The 25,404-nt window shown below is 65.4% G+C and carries 23 protein-coding genes; 6 read left to right on the top strand and 17 right to left on the bottom strand.

Translation table 11 applies throughout. From position 1 onward, the window contains the following. The first annotated feature begins 196 nt into the window (after positions 1-196). Complete coding sequence (locus A9975_RS11470; RefSeq protein WP_183032789.1) at positions 197-1,246, top strand: amino acid ABC transporter substrate-binding protein; 1,050 nt, start codon at positions 197-199, stop codon at positions 1,244-1,246. Between the two features lie 79 nt (positions 1,247-1,325). Then, entirely contained in the window at positions 1,326-2,666 is a 1,341-nt protein-coding gene (locus A9975_RS11465; RefSeq protein WP_183032788.1) for an SLC13 family permease, read from the top strand. A 61-nt stretch (positions 2,667-2,727) separates the two neighbouring features. Here the strand turns inward: A9975_RS11465 and A9975_RS11460 are convergent, their stop codons facing one another. From A9975_RS11460 to A9975_RS11440, 5 genes are all read right to left on the bottom strand, one after another. After that, entirely contained in the window at positions 2,728-3,510 is a 783-nt protein-coding gene (locus tag A9975_RS11460; RefSeq protein WP_183032787.1) for a hypothetical protein, read from the bottom strand. Between the two features lie 11 nt (positions 3,511-3,521). Beyond that, positions 3,522-4,433 (bottom strand): DUF2092 domain-containing protein, encoded by a 912-nt coding sequence (locus A9975_RS11455; RefSeq protein WP_183032786.1) that lies wholly within the window; start codon positions 4,431-4,433, stop codon positions 3,522-3,524. A 46-nt stretch (positions 4,434-4,479) separates the two neighbouring features. Continuing rightward, positions 4,480-4,776 (bottom strand): hypothetical protein, encoded by a 297-nt coding sequence (locus tag A9975_RS11450; protein ID WP_183032785.1) that lies wholly within the window; start codon positions 4,774-4,776, stop codon positions 4,480-4,482. A 140-nt stretch (positions 4,777-4,916) separates the two neighbouring features. Beyond that, entirely contained in the window at positions 4,917-5,657 is a 741-nt protein-coding gene (locus A9975_RS11445; RefSeq protein WP_150983707.1) for an acetoacetate decarboxylase, read from the bottom strand. A gap of 35 nt (positions 5,658-5,692) precedes the next feature. Then, the gene (locus A9975_RS11440) at positions 5,693-6,838 is read right to left on the bottom strand and encodes a patatin-like phospholipase family protein (protein WP_183032784.1); all 1,146 of its coding nucleotides are present in this window, start codon (positions 6,836-6,838) and stop codon (positions 5,693-5,695) included. A gap of 575 nt (positions 6,839-7,413) precedes the next feature. On the opposite strand from A9975_RS11440, the gene A9975_RS11435 reads away from it, so the two are divergent. Further along, positions 7,414-8,838 carry a nitrogen regulation protein NR(II) gene (locus A9975_RS11435; RefSeq protein ID WP_255503164.1) on the top strand — a complete coding sequence of 475 codons (1,425 nt, stop codon included), beginning with the start codon at positions 7,414-7,416 and terminating at the stop codon, positions 8,836-8,838. Further along, positions 8,835-9,500, top strand: a complete 666-nt coding sequence (locus A9975_RS11430) for a response regulator transcription factor (protein ID WP_183032783.1) — start codon at positions 8,835-8,837, stop codon at positions 9,498-9,500. Before A9975_RS11435 ends, A9975_RS11430 begins: the two co-directional genes overlap by 4 nt. A 36-nt stretch (positions 9,501-9,536) precedes the next feature. Here the strand turns inward: A9975_RS11430 and A9975_RS11425 are convergent, their stop codons facing one another. The 12 genes from A9975_RS11425 to A9975_RS11370 form a co-directional block, all read right to left on the bottom strand. Next, positions 9,537-9,821 (bottom strand): hypothetical protein, encoded by a 285-nt coding sequence (locus A9975_RS11425; protein WP_183032782.1) that lies wholly within the window; start codon positions 9,819-9,821, stop codon positions 9,537-9,539. A gap of 96 nt (positions 9,822-9,917) precedes the next feature. Then, positions 9,918-10,730: a hypothetical protein gene (locus A9975_RS11420; protein ID WP_370564394.1), complete on the bottom strand. Its 813-nt coding sequence runs from the start codon at positions 10,728-10,730 to the stop codon at positions 9,918-9,920. 22 nt (positions 10,731-10,752) lie between these two features. Beyond that, on the bottom strand, positions 10,753-11,349 hold the full coding sequence (locus tag A9975_RS11415) for a membrane integrity-associated transporter subunit PqiC (protein WP_183032781.1): 597 nt from the start codon (positions 11,347-11,349) through the stop codon (positions 10,753-10,755). Continuing rightward, positions 11,349-12,980, bottom strand: a complete 1,632-nt coding sequence (locus tag A9975_RS11410) for an intermembrane transport protein PqiB (RefSeq protein ID WP_183032780.1) — start codon at positions 12,978-12,980, stop codon at positions 11,349-11,351. The genes A9975_RS11415 and A9975_RS11410 overlap by 1 nt, the downstream gene beginning before the upstream one ends. Further along, positions 12,973-14,247 (bottom strand): paraquat-inducible protein A, encoded by a 1,275-nt coding sequence (locus A9975_RS11405; RefSeq protein WP_183032779.1) that lies wholly within the window; start codon positions 14,245-14,247, stop codon positions 12,973-12,975. The genes A9975_RS11410 and A9975_RS11405 overlap by 8 nt, the downstream gene beginning before the upstream one ends. Beyond that, positions 14,244-15,722: an efflux transporter outer membrane subunit gene (locus A9975_RS11400; RefSeq protein WP_183032778.1), complete on the bottom strand. Its 1,479-nt coding sequence runs from the start codon at positions 15,720-15,722 to the stop codon at positions 14,244-14,246. The genes A9975_RS11405 and A9975_RS11400 overlap by 4 nt, the downstream gene beginning before the upstream one ends. Before the next feature lies 1 nt (position 15,723). Continuing rightward, entirely contained in the window at positions 15,724-18,960 is a 3,237-nt protein-coding gene (locus A9975_RS11395) for an efflux RND transporter permease subunit (RefSeq protein WP_183032777.1), read from the bottom strand. Between the two features lie 13 nt (positions 18,961-18,973). Beyond that, the gene (locus A9975_RS11390) at positions 18,974-20,230 is read right to left on the bottom strand and encodes an efflux RND transporter periplasmic adaptor subunit (RefSeq protein ID WP_183032776.1); all 1,257 of its coding nucleotides are present in this window, start codon (positions 20,228-20,230) and stop codon (positions 18,974-18,976) included. A 67-nt stretch (positions 20,231-20,297) separates the two neighbouring features. Further along, complete coding sequence (locus A9975_RS11385; protein ID WP_183032809.1) at positions 20,298-20,771, bottom strand: YMGG-like glycine zipper-containing protein; 474 nt, start codon at positions 20,769-20,771, stop codon at positions 20,298-20,300. 14 nt (positions 20,772-20,785) lie between these two features. Beyond that, a complete protein-coding gene (locus tag A9975_RS11380) occupies positions 20,786-21,346 on the bottom strand; it encodes a YSC84-related protein (protein WP_183032775.1) in 561 nt (186 codons plus the stop codon). 154 nt (positions 21,347-21,500) lie between these two features. Beyond that, positions 21,501-21,881 (bottom strand): response regulator transcription factor, encoded by a 381-nt coding sequence (locus A9975_RS11375; protein WP_174426545.1) that lies wholly within the window; start codon positions 21,879-21,881, stop codon positions 21,501-21,503. 171 nt (positions 21,882-22,052) lie between these two features. Next, positions 22,053-22,721 carry an ankyrin repeat domain-containing protein gene (locus A9975_RS11370; protein ID WP_183032774.1) on the bottom strand — a complete coding sequence of 223 codons (669 nt, stop codon included), beginning with the start codon at positions 22,719-22,721 and terminating at the stop codon, positions 22,053-22,055. Between the two features lie 286 nt (positions 22,722-23,007). Between A9975_RS11370 and A9975_RS11365 the strand changes: the two genes are divergently transcribed. Both A9975_RS11365 and A9975_RS11360 read left to right on the top strand, forming a co-directional pair. Continuing rightward, positions 23,008-24,756: a PQQ-binding-like beta-propeller repeat protein gene (locus tag A9975_RS11365; RefSeq protein WP_183032773.1), complete on the top strand. Its 1,749-nt coding sequence runs from the start codon at positions 23,008-23,010 to the stop codon at positions 24,754-24,756. Positions 24,757-24,766: 10 nt separating this feature from the next. Then, complete coding sequence (locus A9975_RS11360; protein ID WP_183032772.1) at positions 24,767-25,384, top strand: cytochrome c; 618 nt, start codon at positions 24,767-24,769, stop codon at positions 25,382-25,384. Positions 25,385-25,404: the final 20 nt, after the last annotated feature.

Below are 25,404 nucleotides of genomic sequence, written 5' to 3'. Positions count from 1 at the left end.
TCTTCAACAGCAGGCATGTCGGTGATCCTCAGGCTCCTCATTGCAAGTCTCCTATATTGCATATTGGCCAGACGTGGTGCCCCACCAATCTCCCTCGCCCGTACGACGAAAGGCCAATTGACGCCCCGGGGGATCGCTGCCAGAGTGAATCTGTCGGCAGCCGCGGCGCGCTGTCGCGCCTGGCTTGGGGGCAAGCATGATCCACCTTCGGCACATCGTCCGGCGCATCGTCAAACGACTGTGGCTGGGAACGCTGCCGTTGCTCGCTGCCACCAGCTTGCCAGCCCATGCCGCTGACGGCGATACGCTGGCGCAGGCCAGGTCGCGCGGCACACTGCGCTGCGGTGTCAGCGAGGGCATTGCGGGGTTTTCGGCGAAGGACGCGGCGGGCCACTGGTCTGGCCTTGACGTCGATTTCTGCCGCGCCGTAGCGGCGGCGGCGCTGGGCCGGGCCGACAAGGTCACCTTCGTAGCGCTGAAGGCTTCAGCCAGGTTTCCGGCCCTGCGCACCGACGTGGTGGACCTGATCAGCCGCAACACCACGTGGACCCTCGCGCGTGAGAGCACGCTGGGCGTGCAGTTCGCCGGCATCCTCTTTTACGATGGCCAAGCCTTCATGGTGCCGCAGCAGGGCGCGCCGAAGTCGATTGCCGCGCTTGACCGCGCCACCGTCTGCGTCGAGAAAGGAACCTCGAGCGCGGAGCATCTGGCCGCCTATTCCGCGGCGAAGCGGTTGAGCATGCGCCCGCTCGCCGTGGACTCCGCAGCCGAAGTGGCCGACGCCTTCCTTGCAGGACGCTGCCTCGCCTATACCGCGGATGCCTCGCACCTCGCGGCCGTACGCCTGCGGGGCCGGGGGGGATCGCAAGCCTACGTCATCCTGCCCGAGCGGATCTCCAAGGAGCCGCTCGGGCCGGTCGTGCGCAACGACGACCAGCAGTGGCTGACCCTGGTCCGCTGGGTACTTTTCTCGCTCATTGCCGCCGAAGAAAGCGGGATCACGCAATCCAACGTGCCCGAGCGCATGCGCGATCCGTTGCTGGCCGCCGCCCTCGATCCCGGCGACGACGCGAGCAAGGCGCTCGGCGTCGCGCCGGGCTGGGCCACGCGCGCGGTGCAAAGCGTAGGCAACTACGGCGAGATGTTCGAGCGCAATCTTGGCGCGCAAAGCCCGCTCAAGCTGGAGCGCGGCCCCAACCGGCCATGGACGCAGGGCGGCCTGATGTACGCGCCGCCCATGCGCTAGAGACGCCAGGTGCGATCGATGCGATCGATGCGATGGTGGGAAAGGTACTATCGATGCAACGGGCCGCGGAGGTCGCCGCATGAGTGATCTGCAGATCTATATCGTCCTTGGCGTCTTCGGGGCCGTGATCCTGGTCATCGCCTTGAACCTGATGGACATGACGGTCGCGGCCCTGATCGGCGTGTGCGTGCTGATCGCGATGGGGATCCTCACAGAACAGGATCTGCTGAGCGCCACCCGCACCTCCGGCGGCCCCATCAGCTTGCTGTTTGGTGGCATGGTGGTAGCCCGCATCCTGTCCACCACAGGCCTGTTCGACCGCCTCGGCGACCTGTACCTGAGCGCCACGGGCGGCAGCGGCAAGCGTTTCCTGTTGTTGCTGATCGCGATGGTTGCGCCCTTGTGCGCCTTCTTGCCGAACGCGACCACGGTGATCCTGCTCGCCCCCATCATCATCCGCGTGGCCATCGCCCTGGAGGTGGACTTTGTCGGGCCGATGGTGCTGACCGCCATCGTGAGCAATTCCGCCGGCCTGCTCACGCTGGTCGGCGACCCGGCGACCTTCCTCGTCGGCAGCGCGATCGGCATGACATTTGGCGAGTACCTGCGCCACGTCAGCCTGGGCGGCGTGGTCGCCCTGCTCGTCATCGTCCCGCTGCTGCCGCTGCTGATGCCGGACCTGTGGCGGATGCGTCGTGCCTTGCCGCAGCGCCAGCCACACAAGCAGCTCGAGCGCCCCGTCTATGCGGGGCTCTCGCTCGCCGTCCTCTTGACGATGGTGGCGCTGTTCATCTTCGGCGAGCACCTGCCCACCCGGCTCGTGCCGCCCATGGTCGCGCTGATCGCCAGCGCCCTGGCGCTGCTGGTCGGGTATGAAGCGCGCTTCGAGCCAACCGACGACGTGCTGCGGGACGTCGACTGGAAAACGCTGTTGTTCCTGGGGTGCATCTTCTGCCTGGTGCAGGCCGTGACCAAGACCGGCCTGCTGCAGGTCATGGCGCTGAGGCTGTACGCGACGTTCGGCACCCAACTGACGCTCGTTGCCCTGGTGATGATTGCCGTCATCGGCCTGCTCTCAAGCCTGCTGGCAAACGTCCCGGTGGCGGCCGCGTCGATCCTGATGATCAAGGGCTACCTGGTGGCGGCGGAGGTCGTGCCCGACGCCGCGCTTGGCGCGCTGTTCACCCAGTGGCCAGCAGCCACGATACCGGTGTTCGTCGGCATGATGTTCGGCGCAACGCTCGGGGGCAACGCCACCCTCATCGGCGCATCGGCCAACATCGTGTCGGCCGGCATCTGCGCGCGCCACGGCAAGCCGGTCACGTTCGCCACCTTCATGCGCTATGGACTGCCGATCACCGTGGCCCAGCTCACCGCGTCGGCGATCTATGTCATCGTGCTATCGCGTTGGATGCGCTGAGTGCGCTGACGGCGGTGATGGTGTTGACTGTGCCGCGTGGATATCGGGATATTCGGAGTACTCAGGCGGGCGTTGGCACCACGCGGTAGTAGACGCCGTTCGCGCCATAGGAGGGCTTGAACCACGTGTTCCCACACAGATAGTAGGTGCCGCCCTGCACGCTGGGCTTGATGCAGCCCGCAGGCAGCGCCGGGTAGATCGCACCCATCGCAAACGTCGTGCCGACAGGGGCGGCGGCCGCTGTCGCCCCGGCAGCCACACCCGCATTGTAGGCATTGGAGGTTGCGGCAGCCGTATTGGCCGAAGCCACGGCCGCGCCGGCCGCCACGCCCACCACCGCGCCCGCCGCGACGGCCCCGGCGGTGGACCAGCCGCCGCAGTTGTAGCAGCTGGAGCCGTAGTTGTTCACCACCACCGGCGGATGGTATGCGGGGTACGTCGCGCCGTAGTACGGGCTGTGGTAAGCCGTCGCGCCCGAGGCACTCTTGTAGGTCGTATAGCCGGAACCGGTGCCGTGCGTCGCCGTGCCGCCGTACGCGCCGGTGGCGGTAGTACCCTGCCCGTAGGTGTGGGTCGCGGTCCCGCCGTAGCGGCTGGTAGCGCTCGTCTGCCCCGAGCCTTCGGCATGCGTGGCCGTGCTTCCGTAGCGGCCGGTCGCGGTCGTGCCCTGCCCATAGGTGTGCGTTTCGCTGCCGCCCCAGGCGTTGCTCCGGGTCGTGGAGTTCGAACCGGCCATATGCGAAGTGCTGCCGCCACTATAGTTGGCGTGCGACCACGCGCCCGCCGGACCGGCGCACAGCGCCGGGAGCAGCAGCCCGAGCAGATGGGTGACGGCTTTGCGCATGATGCGTCTCCTCATTGACTCTTGGCAGGCGTGGCTGGCTTGGCCGGCTTGGCCGGCTTGATAGGTGCGTACTTTGGCGGTGGCTTCATGGCTGGCCCGCCTGTTGCCTCCGGCGGCTCAAACGCAATGCGTGCCGCGCTGGATGCGCTGGCCGAAACAAAAGCGGTAGCGGGAACGGTGACATCCAGCTCCCAGTTGGAGAGTTCCAGCACATGGCGCAGCCGGGTGCGGTCATTGAGGTAGACGGCGTAGATGCGGCGCGGCAGCTTGTCCTGCGTACCGATCCAGGCCTGCACGAACACATCGCCGGTGACATAGGCCACCATGTCCGTCGTGGTATTGCCGACAATGTCCGATTGACCGATATAGAAAGCGGTCTTCAGCCCGGCGGCGATATCCTTGTAGGGATCCGTGACGATCACATCGGTGAACGGGAAGTAGATCGCCGCGGTATCGTAGGCCTTCTGCAGCGCGGCGTCGATGGTCGGCGGCGCGTCGGCGATGGCGACCAGGTTCTCCGCCGGCGCGAGTGCCATCATGGTCTTGCCGTCGTAGTAGAACTCCGAGGGCGGCCCGTCGCCTGGCGTGACAACCTTGAGCTTATCCGGGCGCTGCAGCGTGACCTGCGACTTGGTGGAGTAAACCAGCGGAGGGCCGAGGCGGCTCGGGCTCTCATAGGAGACGACCGCCGTGAACGCCATCGTCCTGGCGGCGGCCAGGCGCGCGCTCGCCGCCTTGAGGATGTCGACCGCGCGTGGCTCGATGCCGGCCTGGAAGGTCAGCGCCCCAGCCTTATCCGCGGATCTGGCAGTGGCTTTGGGTGTCTTCTGCGCTGGCTGGGGCTGCTGGGCGATGCCGCTGGCGGACAGCAGCAAGCCCAGCGCAACGCCAGCTACGCGCAACAGCCATTTCGCGTCAGTCATCGCGGTCTCGGTGAGTCACTTAGCTCAGTGCAGCACGCCGCGCGCGTCACGGGATCATGCCGCACTCGAACATCTTGTTGACGACGGGCGCTGCCACCCGATTGATGAACGCGCTGCGCATCTGCGGATCTTCGTGCAGCATCTGCACGGCGCGCTGCTCCCGCTCCGACTTCGGCTGCCCCTGTTTCTGCGCTTTCTCCTGCCATAGCTGCTCGCAGGACGCGCGCTCGTACTTCTGCACGATCTTGTCGGCGACCTCGTTCACGATCGGGTATTGCGCCCTGGCGGCGCCCGCGAACAGCAGCGCTGGCACCACCGCAAACCAACATAGCTGCCTGGTCATGTGATTCCTCGCTCAGTCATGTCGATGCGGGTCGTCCGCCGGGCAAAGCGCCGCACGGCCAGGATGACCCACCTATCCATAGACTATGCGACCCGCGGGGGGCGCCGATATGGGACCATGGTCCCATGCGCGCGAACGGCTCACGCAGCCAGATAGTCATGGACAACCGTCCCCAGGCCCAGCGTCAGGTCGGTCAGGATATGCACGCCCGAAATCACCTCGAGCACCGGCAGCGCCGCGACCGGCGCGAGCGCGTGATGAAACAGCTCGAGTCCGGCCGGCCCCTCCCAGGCGCCTTTCACGGTGATGTCTTCGCAGAAGTAGCGCACCAGTTCGCAGATGCGCGCCGTCCCGTCCACGTGCGGAATGATCTTGAGCAGGAAGTTGGGCGCGCATAGCGATGCCAGGATCTTGTCGTGGGCAAGCGTCTTGTGCTTGTAGCCCATCGTCGCCACGGCAATCGGGACCGGCCCGTAGCGCAACACGCCGCCAATCGTGTCCTTCTCGATGCGTAGCTGCGGCGAGGCCAGTTTCTTGGGAAAGCCCCAGATTTCGCGGCCCGCTGCTATCGGCGAGCCATCGTCGAGAAACATGGCGTGCACGTAGCCGCCGTGCTCGCCCTTGAATCGCACCGGAATGACCTGGCCACTTTCCGTGTAGTCTCCGAAGCCGGTTGAATCGGGCATGCGGATGAACTCGAACTTGACGATCGGCTCGGTCATCTCCAGCGGCGCGGGTATGACGGCTGCCAGTGCGTCGGGGTCGGTGCGGTAGGTGATGATCAGGAACTCGCGATTGACAAAGCGATAGGGGCCGCACGGGAATGCCGGACTCGTGAGCGGCATCGCGAACGCGTGCGCCTTTATGTCAGCTTCGGTCATGGCGTGGGCTCCAGTTTTTTGCGCGTCAACGGATGTCAACGGATAGTCATGTCGTAAATGCCGATCCCGCTCGGCAGCGCCATCGCTTCCTGCCATTTCGGGCTGGCAACGGCGCGGCGTGCGTCTTCCAGGCCGCCGTTCCACAGATCGGTCACGGTAGCCCGCGAGAACTCGTAGTCCTTGAAGTTGGCGGAATGCGTGTTGTGCCGGTTGATGAAGTGCAGCAGCGCCACGGCGCCGCGCGTGCTGATCGCGGTGAGCTGGCGCACATCCGGGTCGGACTTGAGCGCCGCCGGCAGCTTGGCGATGACGCGGTGCAGCGCACCGCGAAGTTCTTCGATCTCCCGGATCCGGGTCGAGTTGAAACGCGTCTTGCTTGCATACTGGATGTCCTTGACCCGCTCCTGGGCCTCGCGCAGGTTCTGCGGCATCTCGCCCGCGCCGCTGAATACGTCGACCTGCAGGACCAGCGCATTCATCCGGTAGCCCTCATCGACGACGTACCAAAGCGGCGTGTTCGAGACGATCCCGCCATCCCAGTACAGCTCCCCGCCCACCTCCACCGGCGGGAATCCCGGCGGCAGCGCGCCGCTGGCCATCACGTGCTCCGGGCCGAGGCGCATCTGCGTGTTGTCGAAATACACCGAGTTCCCGGAGCGCACATTGACCGCGCCCAGCGAGAGCCGGACGTCCTTCCGGTTGACCAGGTCGAAGTCCACCAGCTGCTCAAGCGTGTCCCTGAGCGGCCGCGTATCGTAGAAGCTCAACGCCTCGATGCTGCCGTCAGGCGACAGGAAGGGCGGCGGCACCCGTGGCGAAAAGAAGCCCGGAACGCCGAACGTGACCGCGGATGCCGCGCTGAAGGCATTCATCATCGGGCGCAGATGCTCCAGGTAGGCCGGCGGCATAAAAGGCGTATGCGCGGATATGCGGTCCCAGAACTCGCCCAGGCGTTCCACGCGGCGCTCCGGTGGATTGCCGGCGATCAGCGCGGCGTTGATCGCCCCGATGGATACCCCCGCGATCCAGTCCGGCGCGATGCCGGCGTGCGCAAGGCCGGCGTAGATGCCCGCCTGGTAGGCGCCCAGTGCGCCCCCGCCTTGCAGGACGAGCACCGTATGGTCGAACTTTGCCCCATGCGCCGCCGCATTGGAAGGTGTCGCTTTGCGTGGCTGCGCCATGACGGCTCCCCGGGGAATCTATCCCTATTGGCTTCGGACCACACCGGACCACGTCGGATCATGTAGGACCACTTGTGCGAATCCGTTATGCGAACTTGCGGCCTGCAGCCGCGCGGCGCCGCCCAGCGCTGCTCGACGCCGCTCAACTAAAGGAATAGCCCGCGCACAGACCACCGGCAATGGGACCTTGGTCCCATCTCCATCGCAGGATCGCGCCGCCGGCAAGGCTGCCCTGCTTGTGCGAATCCGCGCATGGTAAGTTCCACAATCGCGACTTATGTCTTTTACAAAGCAACGCCAGCGCCTACACTTTTTTTGCTCCATGCCACATGATCGTGGAGCCGCCTGCCCTGCCAGTGACGCTTCACCCACCTGGGCGCGGGGGCGCGAGGAAGCATTTAAGACGGGTCCGCTGATCAGCCCAGCGCAGGTATGCGGTGGCGAGCACCTCGCTGCCATGGCGCAGCTGCCCAATGCCACCGCATGCACGCTGAATGGCTCAATCGCTCGCCGGCTTGCCGACGGCGCCGGGTTCGCATGCCTGCGTGCGAACCATTGACAGGGAGCACGGCGCCATGACCCTCATCCACACTGCCGCCCTCCTCGAGGCAGCGTTCATCGCACTGCTGTTGCTGCTGCTGTTGCTGCAACTCCGGCGCGCGCGGTCCACCGGTGCAACGTGGGACTACCCGGCAGAGGATTCGCCCGCAGCGCAGCCACTCCCCGCCAAGGGTCCGAGATTTCGCCAGTCCTGGCGTCAGGGCTGGCGCCCCATCAGCGCACGCCTTGCCATGCTCTCCCCTGGGCGCGTCCAGCGCACCGCCATGCGCCCGGAGCCACGGGATGGGCCCCTGGATCCCCGCGGCGATGCACCTGGCGGGTTCCGCGGTCCCGCACGGGCATTGCAGCATGATGAAAGCGTGCGCGGCATGCTGGCCTTGTTGCCGTTTGCCATTCTGATGACCGATCCGCGCGGCCAGATCCTCTTGGCCAATGCTGGCGCGGAAGCGCTCTTCGGCTATCGCCAGGATGAACTGATCGGCGCGTCTGCCGACGCGCTCGTACCAGGATTGCAGGGCGACACCAGGGCCGTGCGCTTGTGCAGGCCGGCAGGCGGCACGCATGACCAGTTCGCGCGACGCAAGGACGGCACCGAGTTCCCGGCGGAAATCACCGCCAAGGACGCTTCGTTCGACGGGGCGCCGCTCATGCTGACCGTCATCATCGACCGCACCGAGCGCTACGAGCTACAGCGTAACCGGCAGGAGCTTGCCCATCTGACGCGTGTCTCCACGCTGGGTGAGCTGGCGAGCTCACTCGCGCACGAGTTGAATCAGCCGCTGACGGCCATCTTGAGCAACGCGCAGGCCGCCCAACGCTTCATGTCGACGCAGCCTGTCAACCTGGCCGAAGTGCGTGAAATCTTGCAGGATATCGTCGAGGACAACCACCGCGCGAGCGAAGTGATCCGCCGGATTCGCAGGCTGGTCAAGAAGGGCGACCTCGAAGCCGCGCCCCTCAGTCTTGAGCGCGTCATCGGCGACGTGGCGCTCCTGGTGCACAGCGATGCGATCGTACGCGGCATCCGCGTGGTCCAGCACACCGAGCCCACGCTGCCGTCCGCCCAGGGCGATAGCGTCCAGGTGCAGCAGGTCGTGCTGAATCTGTTGCTCAACGCCTTCCACGCAGTCGAGTCCCGCCCGGCGCGGGACCGCGTGGTCATGGTTGACGCCACGCGCGAAGGCGCCGGCATGGTGCGCGTGGCGGTGCGGGACCGGGGCCCCGGCCTGAGCGCGGACAACCTCGACCAGATCTTCAAGCCATTCTTCACCTCAAAGCGCGAAGGGCTTGGCCTCGGGCTGTCCATCAGCCGCTCCATCGTGGAAATGCACGGCGGACGCATTTGGGCGGAGAACAATAGCGACCAAGGTGCCACTTTCTATTTCACGTTGCCGGTCGCAGCGAACACAGAGCCCGCACATTCGGGGGAACACCCATGAGCAACCTCACACCAACCGTCCTCGTGGTGGATGACGACGACGCGGTACGCCGGGCGCTGATGCGCCTGATCCGCGCCGCAGGCTACCTTGTTGAGGGATTCGGCTCTGCGCGCGAGTTCCTCGACAGCGGCTCGCCCGCAGAGTGCAACGCCTGCCTGGTGCTCGACTTGCAACTCCCTGATCTTAACGGATTGGAATTGCAACGTGAGCTCAATGGAACAGGCAGGCCGCTGCCGATCGTCTTCATTACCGGACATGGCGATATCCCCGCCAGCGTGCGCGCCATGAAAGCGGGCGCGACGGACTTCCTGGTCAAGCCGGTCAGTGACAGCGAGCTGCTAAGCGCGATCGAAGCCGCGCTGGGACGTGCGTCGCAAGCACGCGCGAGCCGCATCGAGATCGAAGCGATCTGCAGCCGCATTGACCGCCTCACACCGCGCGAGCGCGAAGTGCTTACGCTGGTCGTCGAAGGCCGCCTGAACAAGCAGATGGCCTGTGAGCTGGGCACGGCGGAAAAGACCATCAAGGTCCACCGCGCCCGCGTGATGAGAAAGATGGAGGCGCACTCGCTGGCCGAGCTGGTGCGCATCACCGACAAGGCCGGCATCCCCCATCCGCTCCTTCACCCGGGGCCGGGCGCACCCACCGTCACGGCACCATGACATAGCCTGGGCGAGCCTGATGCCCGCCGCCGCGCCTCAATTGCAGCCCTGATGGCGGGCCGTCTTGGCGCAGGTCTTTCCGCTCGGGCTCGTATAGACCCCCTTGCCATCCTTGGTCTTGGCCTCTCCGCCCTTGGTGGTCTGCGTCGTTGTCACGCCATTCTGGTTCTTCTCCGACGTAAAGCCGTTGCCCGTGTTCCGGTTATACCCGGCAGCCGACTCTCCGTTGTTGCAAACCACGGCCCCGCGCGCGTTGGTGGTGCATTCGGCATACGCGTTCGCGCAAAGCATCACACATGCCAACATGGCTAGCATCTTCATGACGACTCCTTGTTATGGCCGGCGCAAACGCCTCGCGCCAGCGCGTCCTCTGCTCAAGAGTAGGTCAGCATCACGCCGAGCGCGGCGCCTCCCGCGCTACTGCCCAAGATGGGCGAACGCGTCGTGCATGGGTGCAAGCGACACGCTGACCAGCCCATAGAGCGGCGTGCTCATTTCCTCGATCAGGAAGATCGCCCCGGAAGTCGATAAGGCGCACATCATCAACGCGGCAACAATGGTCCCGTTGCGCTCGGCGAACAGCCCGAACGTGCCGAATACGATGGACAGCCACAGCACCAGCACGATCAGCAGGGAGATCGGTATCGAGGATTTTGTCTGCAGCAACGCGAGCCAGCGCGCCGCGAACACGCTATCGACAATTTGCACCGCCTTCGCCTTCAGTTGAACGTGCTCGTCGTCGCGCGGCGCAAGTGACTCCAGCTTGCGCTGAAAGGCTTCCAGTTGGCTGACAGATTCGGCATTGCCGAGCTTTGCCAGCTGCGCCTCGTCCCCGGAGTCGAGTATCTGGATCTTTTCCGCATAGACATGCTTGAGCAAGACGCGAACCTCCTGCGCGTCCGGGCCATATTTGGCCAGTACCCGATCGAGCTGGATGACGCTGGCGGAATTCTGCACAAGCTCGCTGCTCACGGTGTCGAACGTGCCTTTGGCCGACGACACCAGCAGCCCGAGCACCAACGCCGCCATCGTGGCGATCAGGCCTGTCGCCATCTTGACCACGCTGATGGACTGATCGCTGAGGTGGTGTTCAGGCAGCATGGCGCGCGTCCACATGCCAAGCAGCGAACTGCCAAAGACACAGGCGAAGACGATCAAGGCGATGACGAGGTGGTTCATGTCTGCCCCCCTGTTGCCGCGATACGGCGACGCAGGCTCAAGCTCAGGCATCCACCCCAGCCGCGCTGCGTTGTCACTGTTGACGTGCCGTGCGTGCCGTACGTATCGCGCCAGCGATGTCGCGGCTGACCGCCGCCAGCGCCCGGCTGTGCGCGTCGACGAGGGCGTCGTACCCCGCGGCGCCGGCGGGCTCCCGCACGTCGCTGCGCCCGCTCACCAGGGCGCCCTGCTTTGGCGCCCTTACGGACCACACTACCGAGACGACGGCCGCATCGCCGGGGGCCGAGTCGAACTTCTGGACGTCGACTGACACCAGGTATGCCGTCCCCGGGTCGGCCCACTGCGGATAACCGGACACGAGCGCCCCCGGGAAGAACTGGGCCAGGTCCGCGGCGAGCACGGCGGGGATCTGCCGCTTCAGCGGCTCTGCCCAACGGGCGAACTCGTCGAGCCTGACCTGGGTCGCACTAACGCGCAGCACCAGTTGCGGGCGGTCGACCATCTCCGGCACCGCCACCGGCCCGATCGCGATGGCCGCCGGCACGTCGGCGTCCGTGCGTTCCTGCGCCCGCACGGAGGTCAACGTATAGAAAGTCGGCTGGGGCGAACTTGCGCAACCGCCAAGCACTGCCAACCCGAGCACCGCGGCCATCGAACGAATGGGGCGCATCACTTTTTGTCCTCCGTCTTGCCGCGAAGCAACGCCTCGGGATGGCTTTCGAGGTAGTCCGCAAGCGCCCTGAGCGATGCCGCCGCGCGCGACAGCTCGCGCATCGTCTCCGCCGTGCTTTGCGTCAGCGTGGAGTCCGGCGCAAGCGCGTTGTTGGCCGAATCGAGTGCCGCGCGCGCGGAGACCATGGCGGCGCGCGCCTCCGGCGCCAAGTCGGTGTTGAGTGTCTTGAGCAGCCCATCCGCTTGCTGCAGGGACTTGCGCAGATCATTGCCAATGCCCTCGAACGGCACCTTGTTGAGCTTGGCAACCAAAGCCGTCACCGAGTCTTGCAGCGATTGCAGGCCACCGGGCACGGTCGGGAATTCGGGTGGCTTTGCGTCCCAGTCCAGATTGGCCTTGGGGGCCGCAGGGAAGAAATCCAAGGCGACGTAGAGTTGCCCGGTCAGCAGGTTGCCGGTTCTCAACTGGCCTCGGAAACCATGCTCGACCAGAAACTGGGCCAGCTTGTGCGGCTCGTCCGTCAGCCTGCCCCCCCCTTTTCTGCCCGATTCGTAGCGGGACGTGAAGCGCTCCGGATAGATTCGTATCTCGACCGGAATGCTGAACTCCTTCTTCTCCCGATCGAAACGCGTATAGATTGCCGTGACCTCACCCACCACGATGCCGCGAAAATCGACAGGCGCACCGACCGTCAACCCTCGCACCGACTCCTTGAAATTCAGCACGTAGGTGTCGGCAATCCTGTCATGGCGCTTCATGGCCTCCGCACGGTCGTGGAACAGATCGAATTCAGCGTTGGCCTTGGCCGGCTCGCTGCCCGCTGAATCCGCAGGCGATTGAAACGCAACGCCGCCGACGAGGACCGCAACCATCGATTGCGTATTGACCTTGAAGCCATTCGTGTCGAGCGACACATCGATCCCGCTCGCATGCCAGAAGCGCGTATCGGCCCGCACATACTTGTCGTAGGGTGCGTTGATGAAGACGCGCAGCGTGACCCCGTTGCCATCCGCGTCGAGGGTGTACGCCGTAATCTGCCCGACCTGCAAGCGCCTGAAGAAGACGGGCGTTCCTACATCGAGCGAGCCCATGTCCTCGCTCTTGAGCACGAACTCCCGTCCGGGGACGTCCTTGGCGACGGCGGGAGGGGTCTCAAGGCCGACGAAGTCGCGCCGCTCCTTGGCCTGCGTGCCGACATCCGTGCCGATGAACGAGCCGGACAGCAGCGTGCCGAGCCCGGATACGGTGCCGCCGGACACGCGCGGGCGCACCACCCAGAAGCGGGTATCGTCGACCAGCAAGGGGGTGGCGTCCTTGGCCAGCTCGGCGCTCGCAATCACGCCGCCATGGTCCTTGGACAGCACGACGCTCCTGACCACGCCGATGTCCACGTCCTTGTACTTGATCTTGGTCTTGCCCGCCTCGATCCCCTCGCCGGTCTTGAAGCTGATGGTGATGGTCGGGCCTTTTTGCAGGACCGCCTGCACCGCAAGCCAGCCGCCGATCAGCACCGCGATCAGCGGCACCAGCCAGACCAGTTGCAGGCGCCAGCGCGAACGCTGCTTGACCACGGCCTCGGGAAAATCAGGCGAGCCCGGCTCGTCGCGCCGTTCGGGCGGCTCAACCATGATCTTTCTCCGTGGCTTTCTCCGTAGCGTCCCAGATCAAGCGCGGATCGAACGACATCGCGGCGAACATCGTCAGCACGACGACCGCGCCGAACGCCACCGCGGCCGGGCCGGCCTTGATCGTCGCCAGCGCGCTGAACTGCACAAGTGCCACCAGGAGCGTGATGACGTAGATGTCCAGCATCGACCAGCGCCCTACCAGCTCCACCAGGCGATAGATGCGCGTCTTTCTTTCACGCAGCCACGCCGAGTGGAACTGGGCCGAGATGACGAGAAACAGCAGCGCGATGATCTTGAGCATCGGCACCGCGATGCTGGCAATGAACACGATGGCGGCCAACAGCTTGGCGTCCGAGGTCCAGAGATAGACCACGCCGCTCAGGATCGTGTCCTCCTGCGCGCCGAACAGCGAGCTGGTGTCCATGACAGGCAGCATATTGGCCGGGATATACAGGATCATCGCGGCGACCAGGAACGCCCAGGTGCGCGCGATGCTGTCCGGCTTGCGAAAGTGCAGGTGCGCACCGCAGCGCGGGCAGCTGCCTTCGTGGGCATGCGGCGCGGGCCGGGACAACATCCCGCAACCATGGCACACGAGCAGGCCCGCCCTGGCCGCCGTGGTGGCCGATGCCGTGGTCACGCTGGTCTGTGCGCCCACGTGCGACGCCGCTTCGATCCGGGCCCACAGGTCGCGCGCATCGAATGCGGAGCCGGCGGCGGCCAGCAGCAGCATCACGCCCCCGAACGCCCAAAGCGCGACGCCGGGCACCACGGTGGCGATATGCGAGAGCTTGACGAGGGCGACCAGCATGCCGAGGATCAGGACTTCCGTCATGCCCCACGGCGCCGCGATATCCAGGACGCGAAACGCCTGGTCGGGCCAGCGCGGGAGCCGTTGCAGCCGCAGCGGCAGCAACAGGTACGCCATCGCCACCATTCTCAGCGCCGGCATCATGAGCGTGGTGACGAACACCAGGCCGGCCAGCGGCCACATGCCGTCGAGATACAGTATCCGGACCGCGCCAAACAGCGTGCTCTGGACAAGGTCGCCGTTCACCGACAACCCCACCACCGGGTACGCATTCGCCACGCCGAACATCACCATGGCCGCAACCGTGAACGCCAGCGCGCGATCCAGGCTCTGCGGCCGGCTCCGGTAGAGCTCCGCGCCACAGCGCCGGCAGCGCGCAACGCCGCCGGCCGGCAGCGCCGCTTCGCGCTGCAGCAGGTCACACTCGTGGCAGGCGATCAGGCGAGCGGTCGTCATGGCTGCGGCTGGGCGGATCTGGCGGCGGGCTCCCCTGGCGGCAAGGGCGCGCCGCCATCGCCGTAAGCTACCGCGGTCATGCGCTCGGCGTCGACCACCCAGCCGCCCCCCATCGCCTTGTAGAGCGCAACGCTGGACGCAAAGACCGTTCCCTGCGCCTGCGCATAGCTGAGCTGCGCGTTGAACAGGCTGCGCTCGGCGTCCAGCACTTCGATGTAGCTGGTGTATCCGCCCTCGTAGCGCAGCCGCGCGAGCCGCGCGTAGGTCCGCAGCGCTTCGACCTGGCGGCCCTGCACGACGAGCTTCTCGCGCGTCTTCTGCAGCGACACCAGCGCGTCCTCGACCTCCTGGAACGCGACCTGAATCGCCTTCTGGTAGGCGAACAGCGCCTGCTGCTGCTGCGCCTCGGCCTGCCTGACCTGCCCGCTGATATTACCCGCGGTGAAGATCGGCACCGTCACCGCGCCGGCGTATGACCACAGCCGGGCCGGGCCGGTGAAGAGCGACGAGAACTGGCCGCTTGCCGTGCCGAACACGCCGGTCAGCGAGATCGACGGGAAGTAGAGCGCACGCGCCGCGCCGATCAGTGCGTTGGCGGCGATCAGGTCTTGCTCGGCCTGGCGCAGGTCCGGGCGGCGCGTGAGCAATTCGGATGGCAAGCCAGCCGGCACCATGGGCAAGGCCAGGTCGTCCAGTCCGCGGCCGCGCAGGATCGGCTGGGGATTCTGCCCCAGCAGGATCGACAGCGCGTCCTCCTGCTGCGCGATCTGGAGCTCGATCTGCGGAATGGTCGCCAGCGAGGACTCGTACTCCGACTGGCTCTGCGCCAGCTCCATCTGCGACACCTCGCCGCCGCTATAGCGCAGCTGGAAGACGTGCACGGAGTCTGCCCGGCTGGCCACGGTTGCCTTGGCAATTTCCATTTGCCGGTCCAGCGACAGCAGGTTCACATACGACGACGCAACGGAAGCCACCAGCGTCAGGATGGTCGCGCGCCGGCCCTCCTCGCTCGCCAGCAAGCTTGCGCGCGCGGATTCCGTCTGGCGGCGCACCTTGCCGAAGACATCGAGCTCCCACGACGCCGAGAGTGTCGCCTGGTACTGGTTGATGACCGGCCCGACCCCGGGCGGCAATAGCGCCGTGCCGTTGGGCACGCGCTCGCGCTGGGCGTTGGCGCCCGCGGCAACCTGCGGGAACAACTGCGAGCGGGTGCTCTGGAACTGCCCGAGGAACTGGTCCACGCGCGCCGCCGCGATCTTCACGTCCTTGTTCTCGGCCAGCGCGATCGTGATCAGGTCGTTGAGCACGGGATCCTGGAACTGTACCCACCACGTCGTATTGACGACATCCTTGGCCTGCGCGTCGGAAAAACGGAAGGCCGGCGGCGCGTCGACGGCCGGCCGCTGGTAGTTGGGTCCGAGCAGGCAGCCGCCGAGCGTCAGCAAGGCGATGAGCGAGAGCGCAGAAGTCCGCATGTCAGTCGCCCTCGTGCCTGGCGGACGGCGTAGCCGCCGGAGCCCCCGGGCCCACGCCGGTGGGGCCCGACGGCGGCGCGCCGGGCGCACCGCCCTCCGGGCCCGGGGTCTTCTTGCCCCCGCCGGAGCGCTCCGACATCGACTCGAGCGCGTAGTAGAACATCGGGATGAAGAACACCGCGATCGCCGTCGCGCCAAGCATGCCGCCAATGACGCCGGTGCCGATCGAGTGCCGGCTGTTGGCCGACGCGCCGAGCGCAATGGCCAGCGGCACGCAGCCGAGGATGAAGGCCAGCGAGGTCATCACGATCGGGCGCAGCCGCTCAGCCGCCGCCGTGACGGCGGAGTCGTAGACCGACGCCCCCCCCTCGCGGTTGAGTACCGCGAACTCGAAGATCAGGATGGCGTTCTTGGCGGCCAGCGCGACCAGCATCGTCAGGCCGATCTGGAAGTAGACATCGTTCTCGAGGCCGCGCAGCAAGATGGCCAGCAACGCGCCAAACAGTGCGAACGGCACCGCCATCAGCACACCGACCGGCAAGCTCCACTTCTCGTATTGCGCGGCAAGGATCAGGAACACCATGATCAGGCCGAACACGAACACCAGCCCCGACGTACTGCCAGCCTGCCTGGCTTCGTAGGCTTCGCCGCTCCATCCCACGCCGTAGTCGGCCGGCATCACCTCGTCAGCCACCGATTCCAGCGTGGACAGGACCTGTCCGGAGCTGTAGCCCGGCGCGGCGTTAGCGGTAATCTTGACCGCCGGGAAGTTATTGAAGCGCGTCACCAGGTCCGGACCGGTGACGAACTTGGTGCTCACCACGGCCTTGAGCGGGACCATGCTGTTGGTCTTGCTGCGCACGAAGATCTGGTCGAGATCCCCGGGCTTGAGCCGGTACGAGGGCTCGGCTTGCAGGATGACCTGCCACAGCCGGCTCGAGCGGTTGAACTGCGACACGTACAGCGAGCCGAACATGGTCTGCATGGCGCTGTACACCTCCTCGATCGGCACGCCCAGGGTCTCCGCCTTGTCCCGGTCCACGTTGACCAGCAGTTGCTGGGACGCCGCGTTGAAGGTCGAGGTCACGCGCGCGAGCTCGGGCCGCTGCTGCGCCTTGGCCATGAAGTCGTTCACCACGCCTGCGAGTTGGGGAATGCTGGCATCCCCCTTGCTCTGGATCCACATCTCGGTGCCACCAGTCGTGCCGAGCCCCGGGATCGATGGCGGATTGACCGGCAGGATGATCCCCTCCTTGACCTGGGACAGGTTCTCGTACGCGCCGATCAGCACGGCACGGGCGTTCTGCGTCTTGATGTTGGCAAATTTGTAGCGCTCGTCGAAACTCTTGAAGCCGATAAAGAATGCCCCCGCGTTGTTCTTGTTCTGGCTATCCAGCAAGCTGAAACCGTCGACTATCGTGACGCTGCTCACCGCCGGCTGCTTCATGAAGTAGTCGGTCACATGCTGGGAGACCGCGCCGGTGCGATCCAGGCTCGCCGCGTCCGGCATGATTACCGCGCCGAGCAGATACCCCTGGTCCTCCGGCGGCAGGAACGAGGTCGGGATCGAGCGCATCATGAACACCGCAAGCACGATCATGCCGGCGAACAGCAGCAGCGCCACCACGAAGCGCTTGATGATCAGCTTCACCATGCGCGTATAGCCGGCGGTCATCCGCGCGAACGCATTTTCGAACCACTTGAAGAAACCCTTCTTTTCATGGTGCCCGGGCTTGAGCAACAATGCCGCCAGAGCCGGCGACAACGTCAGCGCGACCAGCCCGGAGAACACCACCGAGATCGCAATGGTGATAGCGAACTGCTTGTACAACTGCCCGGTGATGCCGCCAAGGAAGGCCACCGGCACGAACACCGCGCACATGACCAGCACGATCGCCACCACCGGCCCCGAGACCTCGTCCATGGCCCGTTTGGCGGCATCCTTCGGGCTCAGCTTGTGGACGTTCATGTTTCGCTCGACGTTCTCGATCACGACAATGGCATCGTCCACCACAATGCCGATGGCCAGCACCATGCCGAACAGCGTCAGCATGTTGATCGAGAATCCGAGCAAGAGCATGCCCATGAACGTGCCGACGATCGACACCGGCACCGCCAGCACCGGGATCAACGTGGCACGCAGGCTCTGCAGGAAGACAAAGACCACGATCACGACCAGCACGAGGGCTTCGAAGAACGTATGGATGACGTCCGAGATCGACGCGCGAGTGAACTCGGTCGTGTCCATCGCGATGCTGTATTCAAGGCCTTCGGGAAACGATTTCTTCATCTCCGCCAGCGTCTTGCGCACCTGGTTGGACACGTCGAGCGCATTGGCGCCCGGCTGCTGGTAGACGGCGATGACCGTTGCCGGTTTGCCCTGGAACTTGCTGCGGATCGAGTAGTCCTTGCGGCCGAGTTCGGCACGGCCGATATCCTTGAGGCGCACGATCGCCGCCTCGCCGTTTGCCGCGCGCAGGATGATGTTCTCGAACTCGGCCGGATCGCTCAGGCGGCCGGTGGTGGTAACGGCAAAGGATTGCTCGACCGCCGCGCCGGTTGGCGACTGGCCGATGCTGCCGACCGCGAACTGCTGGTTCTGGTTGGCAACGGCCTTCTGCACGTCGGAGGCCGTGATGCCGAGCTGCGCCATGCGGTCAGGCTTGAGCCAGATGCGCATGGCGTAGTCGGGGTTGCCGAAGATGCTGGACTGGTTCGCGCCGGGCACGCGCTTAAGCGCATCGAGCACGTAGATATTGGCGTAGTTGGCGATGTAGGTCGAATCGTACCGATCTGTCGGCGAATAGATGGCGATGACCATCATGAACGCCGATGACTTCTTCTGCACCTGGATGCCCTGCGCCTGCACCGACGACGGCAGCTGCGGCAGCGCCAGGTTCACGCGGTTCTGCACGTCGACCTGCGCCAGCTCCGGGTTGGTGCCGATCTGGAAGAAGACATTGAGCGTGAAGTTGCCGGTCGATGAACTCGATGAGTTCATATAGATCATGTTGTCCGCGCCATTGACCTGCTGCTCGATCGGCGCGGCGACATTGTTGGCAACCACGTCGCCGGTGGCGCCGGGGTATGTCGCCGAGATCGTGATCTGCGGTGGCGTGATGTCCGGATACTGCGCGATGGGCAGGCTTAGCATGGCCAGCGCGCCGCCAAGCGTGATCACGATCGAGATGACCGACGCGAAGATCGGCCGGTCGATGCAGAAGTGGGAGATATTCATGTGGCCTGCCCGGTCAGTTCGTCGCGCCAGGGGCAGACTGCCGCTGCGAAAGGCTCTGCGCTTCGCTGCGCGGCGGCGCGGCGGCGGCACTCTTGGCCGGCGCCTGGGTGATCTTCAGCGGCGTATCGGCAACCACGCGAATGGCGCCGTCGACGACGATCCGCTCTCCTGGCTTCAGGCCCTCGGTGATAAACCAGTCATCGCCGTGCCACTCTCCGACTTCGACCACCCGCTGATGGCCTTTCGCATCCTTGTCGACGGTCCAGACGAAGTGGCTCTTCGAGCCCTGCAATACCGCGCGGCGCGGCACCAGGACCGCATTCGGGCGCACCGCGCCCGAGACCCGCGCGCGCACGAACTGTCCGGGGCGCAGGGTGCCTTGCGGGTTGGCGAACGAGGCCCGCACGAGGAAGGTGCCGGTCTGCGTGTTGAACGCAGGGTTGGTGAAGTTGATATGCCCGCGGCCCGGGAACACGTTGCCGTCGGCAAGCACGACAGCCACCTCGAAATCGTTATTCGCCGGAAACCGCAACTGGCCTTTCTCCACCTGGTCCCGGTATGTCAGCAACTCATTCTCGGAGATGCTGAAGTTCACCCACATGGGGTCAAGCTGGTAGATGTAGGTCAGCAAGCCCGTTGCCGCCGCCGTCACGTAACTGCCGTCCTGCTGCCGCGCAAAGCTCGACAAGCCGGTGAGCGGGGACTTGATCGTGGTGTAGCTCAGGTTGAGCTCGGCGGTCCGGACCTGGCCCTTGGCCGCGATCACGGCGGCCTCCGCCTCTTTCTCGTTGCCCGTTGCGTTGTCGAGATCCTTCTGGCTGAGTGCGTTCTGGGCGGCGAGCGGAATCACGCGGGCAAGATTGGCCTTGGTCACGGTGAGCCTGGCCTCCTGCTGTGCAAGCTGGCCCTTGGCCGACTGCAGCGCCGCTTCGAACGGCGCGGTGTCCATCACGAAGAGCACCTGCCCGGCGTGCACCAGTTGCCCCTCGGTATAGACGCGCTTGTCCAGGAAGCCGTCGACGCGAGCGCGAATCTCGACCTCGCGCGAGCTTTGCGTCTGGGCGGTGAATTCGAAGTCGACCGGGGTGTCGCGCTGCGACACGGTCATGACCGTCACCTCGGTGGTCGAGCGCGGCAACTCGTTCGCCGGTTTGTGGCAAGCGGCAAGCAGCAGCAATGTTGCACTGGCAAACGCGAACCGCAACCAGGCGCGGCTGCGCACGCGCCCGACGGCTGCAATCCGCAGAGGTGAAATCAGTTTCGTTGCCATGTCTGGATCCCCAGCCGACCGCGCCTTTCTTCTACATCTGCTACGTTTTCTACGTTCTCTGCGTTCTCTACTGAACGGTGTATCCCCGTCCGGTCATGCACGCCCCCACCGCCCGATTGAATGTCGCCATTTCCTGGGAGACCTGTTGCTGCCCCGCCTGCTGCTGCTCGGCCGCGGCCTCGTTCTTGCGGCGCTGGCGCACCCCGCCGGCCGCCGTGCCCGTGACCGCCCCGATCGCGGCGCCCTTGCCTGCATCGCCAGCTATCGCGCCAATCGCCGCGCCGGCCGCTGCGCCACCGGCCGCGCCCCTCACGCGTCCGCCTTGCTGTGGCGGCGCGGCAGGCTGGCCGGATTGCTGCGCGATGGCGACCGGATCCACCCCCGTGCTCTGCTTGGCCCACTGCTGGCACGCGGCGGTGTCCGAGCTCTGCTTCTGCGGGCTCTGCCCCTTGGCGGGATAGATGATGGGTTGCTGCGCGCCGGCGGCTGACGCCAGCGCGCACACCATCAGGCCGATTGCGGTTCGCTGCGCGCGTTGCATGGTCATCTGCCAGGTCAGCGGCTGAGCTTGGTGATCTTCTGGCCTTGCACGCCCAGGCCGGCCATCAATCCCTGCTGCCCGTAGATGAAGGCGTAGACGTCCGAACTCAGCGTGGTGGTGGTCAGGGATTTTCCAACGCCCTCATCGACGACAACCACACTCGGCCCGACACCGACCGACAACCCGTTACGATCGTTGAGATCGGTGAGCGCCGAGTCGGTCATGAAGAACATGGCCTCCGAAAAGGTCTGGGCGCCTGCCTGCAAGCCATACGAAACCGCCGACGCATTGTAGTAGCCCAGCACCGTGCCATCCGGGCCAAACATCACCCCGTTGCCGCCTTGCGCGCCCACGATAAAGCCCGCTTTCATGATATCGGGGAACACGAGAACGCCCTTGGACCGGGCCAGGAGATCCTTGGTCTTTGGAGTCGTATCATTGAGCTTTTGCAGTGCACTGCGCGCACTCGCTTCGAGCTGTGGATTGTTCCCTACGGTTGAAGTCTGCTGGGTCGAGCAGGCCACCGCGGCCAGCAACAGGGGGATCGCGAGGATGAGCCGAAGGGTCTTGATCATGATGCGTGCTCCAAGCATGAGAATTAACGACATTGTGTAAAGCGCAGGCCCGCCGAGCATTCTTCCGGGGTCTGATTCATATTGATATCCGGGACCGGCTAAAACAATGGGACCTTGGTCCCATAGCCGCTAGGCCGACGCGGTGGCTGCCACGCTACGGAGGCGGATGGATGGCCGCACGCACGACCCGGATGAGAATCTCGTCGTCGAACGGCTTGCGCAGATACGCCGCCGCGCCAGCGGCCAAGGCCTGCTCGCGAATGCCGATCTCGTCGTGTGCCGTGATGAAGATCACGGGAATGCCGCTGCCCGCGAGCCGGCGTTGCACCTCAAGCCCGTTCAGGCCCGGCATCTGGATATCCAGCACGATGCAGTCCGGACGATATGCCGGTATGGAGTCGAACATGTCCAGAAACTCGTCCCCGCTCTTGAACGTGTCCGCTGACAAGCCGACGGAGCGCAGGAGCCGTTTGATGGCACGGCGCACCGATTCGTCGTCATCCACCACTGCGACGAACGGCTTGACTTTGCTCATGGCGAAATTCCCCACACAGGCAGCGCAGCACCCAGCCTGATTCGACGCTAGGTTGAGCGTATGACAGTTGCCTGACTGCAGATATGGGACTTTGGTCTAACAAGCGGGGGGAGAGGGGGAGACGCCGCAACAGCGTGTGCCGTTGCAGCCGCAATCCGCGGTCCGCGGTGTTTATTGCTGCGCGCTCAGCAAGCCGGCCACCGTCTTCGCGCCGGCCTGATCGGCGATCTCCCGCGCGGTCAGACCGCGGTTGTCGCGCAGCTCGGGCCGGGCGCCTCTGGACAGCAGCAGGCGCACCGTATCGACCTTGTCGTAGCCCGCCGCCCACATCAGCGCGGTGAGCCCGTTGGCGTAGAGGGTGTTGACGTCCACGCCGGCGTCCAGCAGTTGCCGCACCACGCCGGCATGGCCCTCGCCGGCCGCGTAGATCATGGCAGTCTTGTCGACGCGATCCGTGGCGGCCAGCTCCGCATGGCGCGCCAGCAGCATGGCCACGATCTCGTCAAAGCCGCCGAAGGCCGCGGCCATCAGCGGCGTCACGCCCTGCACGTTGGCCTGGCTGACGTCGGCGCCATGCTCGACCAGCGTGCGCGCCATCTCGGTCAGCCCACGCTTGGCTGCGGTGAGCAGCGCCGTATCGCCGATGCGGTTGCGCGCATTCACCGCCGCGCCCTGCTGCAGCGATGCGCTCACCGCCGCCGCGTCGCCGGCCCGGGCGGCCGCAAGCAGGCGGGCATTGAGGCTGATGTCGTCGTCGGCCCTGGCCGGCAGGCACAGCGTTCCCATGCCACATAGCAACACAGCGGCAAGCCCCGCGCGCCATCCAGTGCGTCCGTTCATGTCCGTCCCCCGCCGCTGCCGTTAACTACGTTGCCAGTCTCGCCGCGACAATTTCGCTGGCTAAATCTGGTGCTAAGTGTGGAGGGTAAGACGCGCAATTTCAAGGAGCGTCGGCGGGCATGCTGCGGCGCGGCGAACACCGATCCGGCACGCGCCGCGATGCGGGTTGTTTTGCCGGCACTCTTGCCTATACTGCTTGTGACCCGGGCCGCCACAGTGTGCGACAAGCACACCCTTTCGCCCTGGGAAAGCCGGGGCACGAAAAAATTCAAGAAAGGAGCTTCCCATGCTCTCATCCCGCAGCCATGTCCGGGCTACCCTCCCCTTGCTGTTGCTTGCATTGGCCGCCGCGGCCGCCGTGCTGATTCCCGCTGCCTTCGGCGCGGATGAAATCCAGGGCGGCGCCACCACTCCGGGCGCGGCCATGACCCGGCCCCTCCCGCCGGTGACACAGGCACAGCTCGACGCGGCCGGCAACAACGCTAACGACTGGGTGCATTCGAACGGCTCCTACGTGCAGACGCGCTACTACCCGGGCAGCCAGATCAACACCAAGAATGTGGCAAAGCTCAAACCCGCGTTCCTGTTCCAGACCGCCGTGCTCGAGTCCATGGAGACCGCGCCGATCGTGGTCAACGGCGTGATGTTCCTGACCACGTCCTATAACCACGTCTATGCCATCGATGCGGTGACCGGCAAGGAGTTCTGGCACTACAAGCACAAGATGGGGCCGATCACGACCTTCTGCTGCGGCCCGAACAACCGCGGCGTGGCCGTCTCCGGCGACCGTCTCTTCATGGGCACGCTCGACGCCAAGCTGGTCGCGCTGGACGCCAAGACCGGCAAGCTGCTGTGGGAAACGCAGATCGCCGATCCCGAGCTGGGCTACTCGGAAACCATGGCGCCGGTGGTGGTGGATGACAAGATCCTGATCGGCACCAATGGCGGCGAGTACGGCATCCGTGGCTTCCTCAAGGCGTATAGCGCCACCGACGGCAAGCTGCTGTGGACCTTCTACACCATCCCCGAAAAGGGCCATGAAGGCGTGTGGGCCACCAAGGACGCCACCGGGCGCGACATGAAGCGCGATATCGCGGCTGAGAAAAAGCAGCTCGCGGACAAGGGCGGCGATTTCTACAAGGCGCTCGGCGGCGGCGTGTGGATGCCGCCGGCGATCGACCGCAAGAACAAGATGGCGATCTTCGTGGTGGGCAATCCCTCGCCTGACCTGTATGGCGCCATCCGCCCCGGAGACAACCTCTATACGGATTCGATGGTCGCGGTGGACCTGGATACCGGCGCCTACAAATGGCACTCGCAGTACATCGCCCATGACGTCTGGGACCTCGACGCCGTCAGCCCGCCGATCCTGGTCGACGTACGCGACAAGAACGGCCAGATGATTCCCGGCGTGATCCACGGCGGCAAGACCGGCCACGTCTATGTGCATGACCGCCGCGACGGCCGGCTTATCCGCTTCTCGCAGGCCATGATTCCGCAGGAAGACATGTGGACCCTGCCCACGGCCAATGGCGCGCGCATGCTGCCAGGCGCCAACGGCGGCGTGGAGTGGTCGCCGATGGCCTTCAACCCGAAGACACGGATGGCCTACGCCGCCAACCTGCACCAGCCCATGACGTACCAGGTGGAAGCTTCCCCCTACCCGGGCGGCAAGCTCTGGCTAGGCGGCGCCTTCAAGACCATCCCGGCGGAGGCGCAGTGGGGCAAGCTCTCCGCGGTGAACATCGACACCGGCAAAGTAGTGTGGGACTACAAGACCGACCAGCCGCTGATCGGCGGCGTGCTCGCGACAGCCGGCGGGCTGGTCTTCAATGGTGAAGGCAACGGCCTGTTCCGCGCCTTCGACGCCGCCACCGGCAAGAAACTGTGGGAGTACCAGTGTGGCGCGGGCGTGAATGCGCCGGCGGTGTCCTACATGGTCGGCGGCAAGCAGTACATCGCGGTGGCGGCCGGCGGCAACACGCAACTAGACTTCAAGCGCGGCAACAGCGTGCTGGTGTTCGCGGTGCAATAGGGCAGTAGGCATGCGAATCCCGTCCAATCCGGCCCGGCCCCGGCGGTTAGCGCCGCCGAGGCCGGCGCTTCTGGCGGCCCTGCTGCTGGCAGCCGTCGCCGGCAGCGCGCACGCCGATCCCGACGCCGGCAAGCGCAAGGCCGAATCGTGCGTCGCCTGCCATGGCCCGATGGGCAACGCCAGCAATCCACTCTATCCGGTGCTGGCGGGCCAGACTGCACGCTACATCTACCTGGAACTGAAGGACTTCAAGGAGGGCCGTCGCAGCGACCCGATGATGACGCCGATGGCGGCGCCGCTATCGCGCGAGGACATGCTTGACCTGGGCGAATATTTTGCCGCGCAGAAACCCATCGCCTCGCAGTTCAAGGCCGACGGGCAAAAAGTGGAAGCCGGCAGGAAAAAGGCAGAGGAAGTGCTCTGCACCATGTGCCATCTCGGCGGCTTTACCGGGCAGAATGAAATTCCCCGCGTGGCAGGGCAGCAGTATGCGTATATCGTCAAGCAGCTTGAAGACTTTCGCTCGCGCAAGCGGACTAATGATGCGGGGAGCATGACTAGCGTGGCGCGCGGGCTGTCGGATGCGGATATTCAGAATCTTGCTAGTTATATTGCTAATTTGCAGTAAGGTTTTTGGGGGGGTGGGGC

This window comes from Cupriavidus sp. UME77, assembly GCF_014170355.1.
GTDB classification, from domain to species: Bacteria; Pseudomonadota; Gammaproteobacteria; order Burkholderiales; family Burkholderiaceae; genus Cupriavidus; species Cupriavidus basilensis.
Note: the sequence above shows the minus strand (reverse complement) of the source record. Positions and strands in the feature narration are given on the sequence as shown.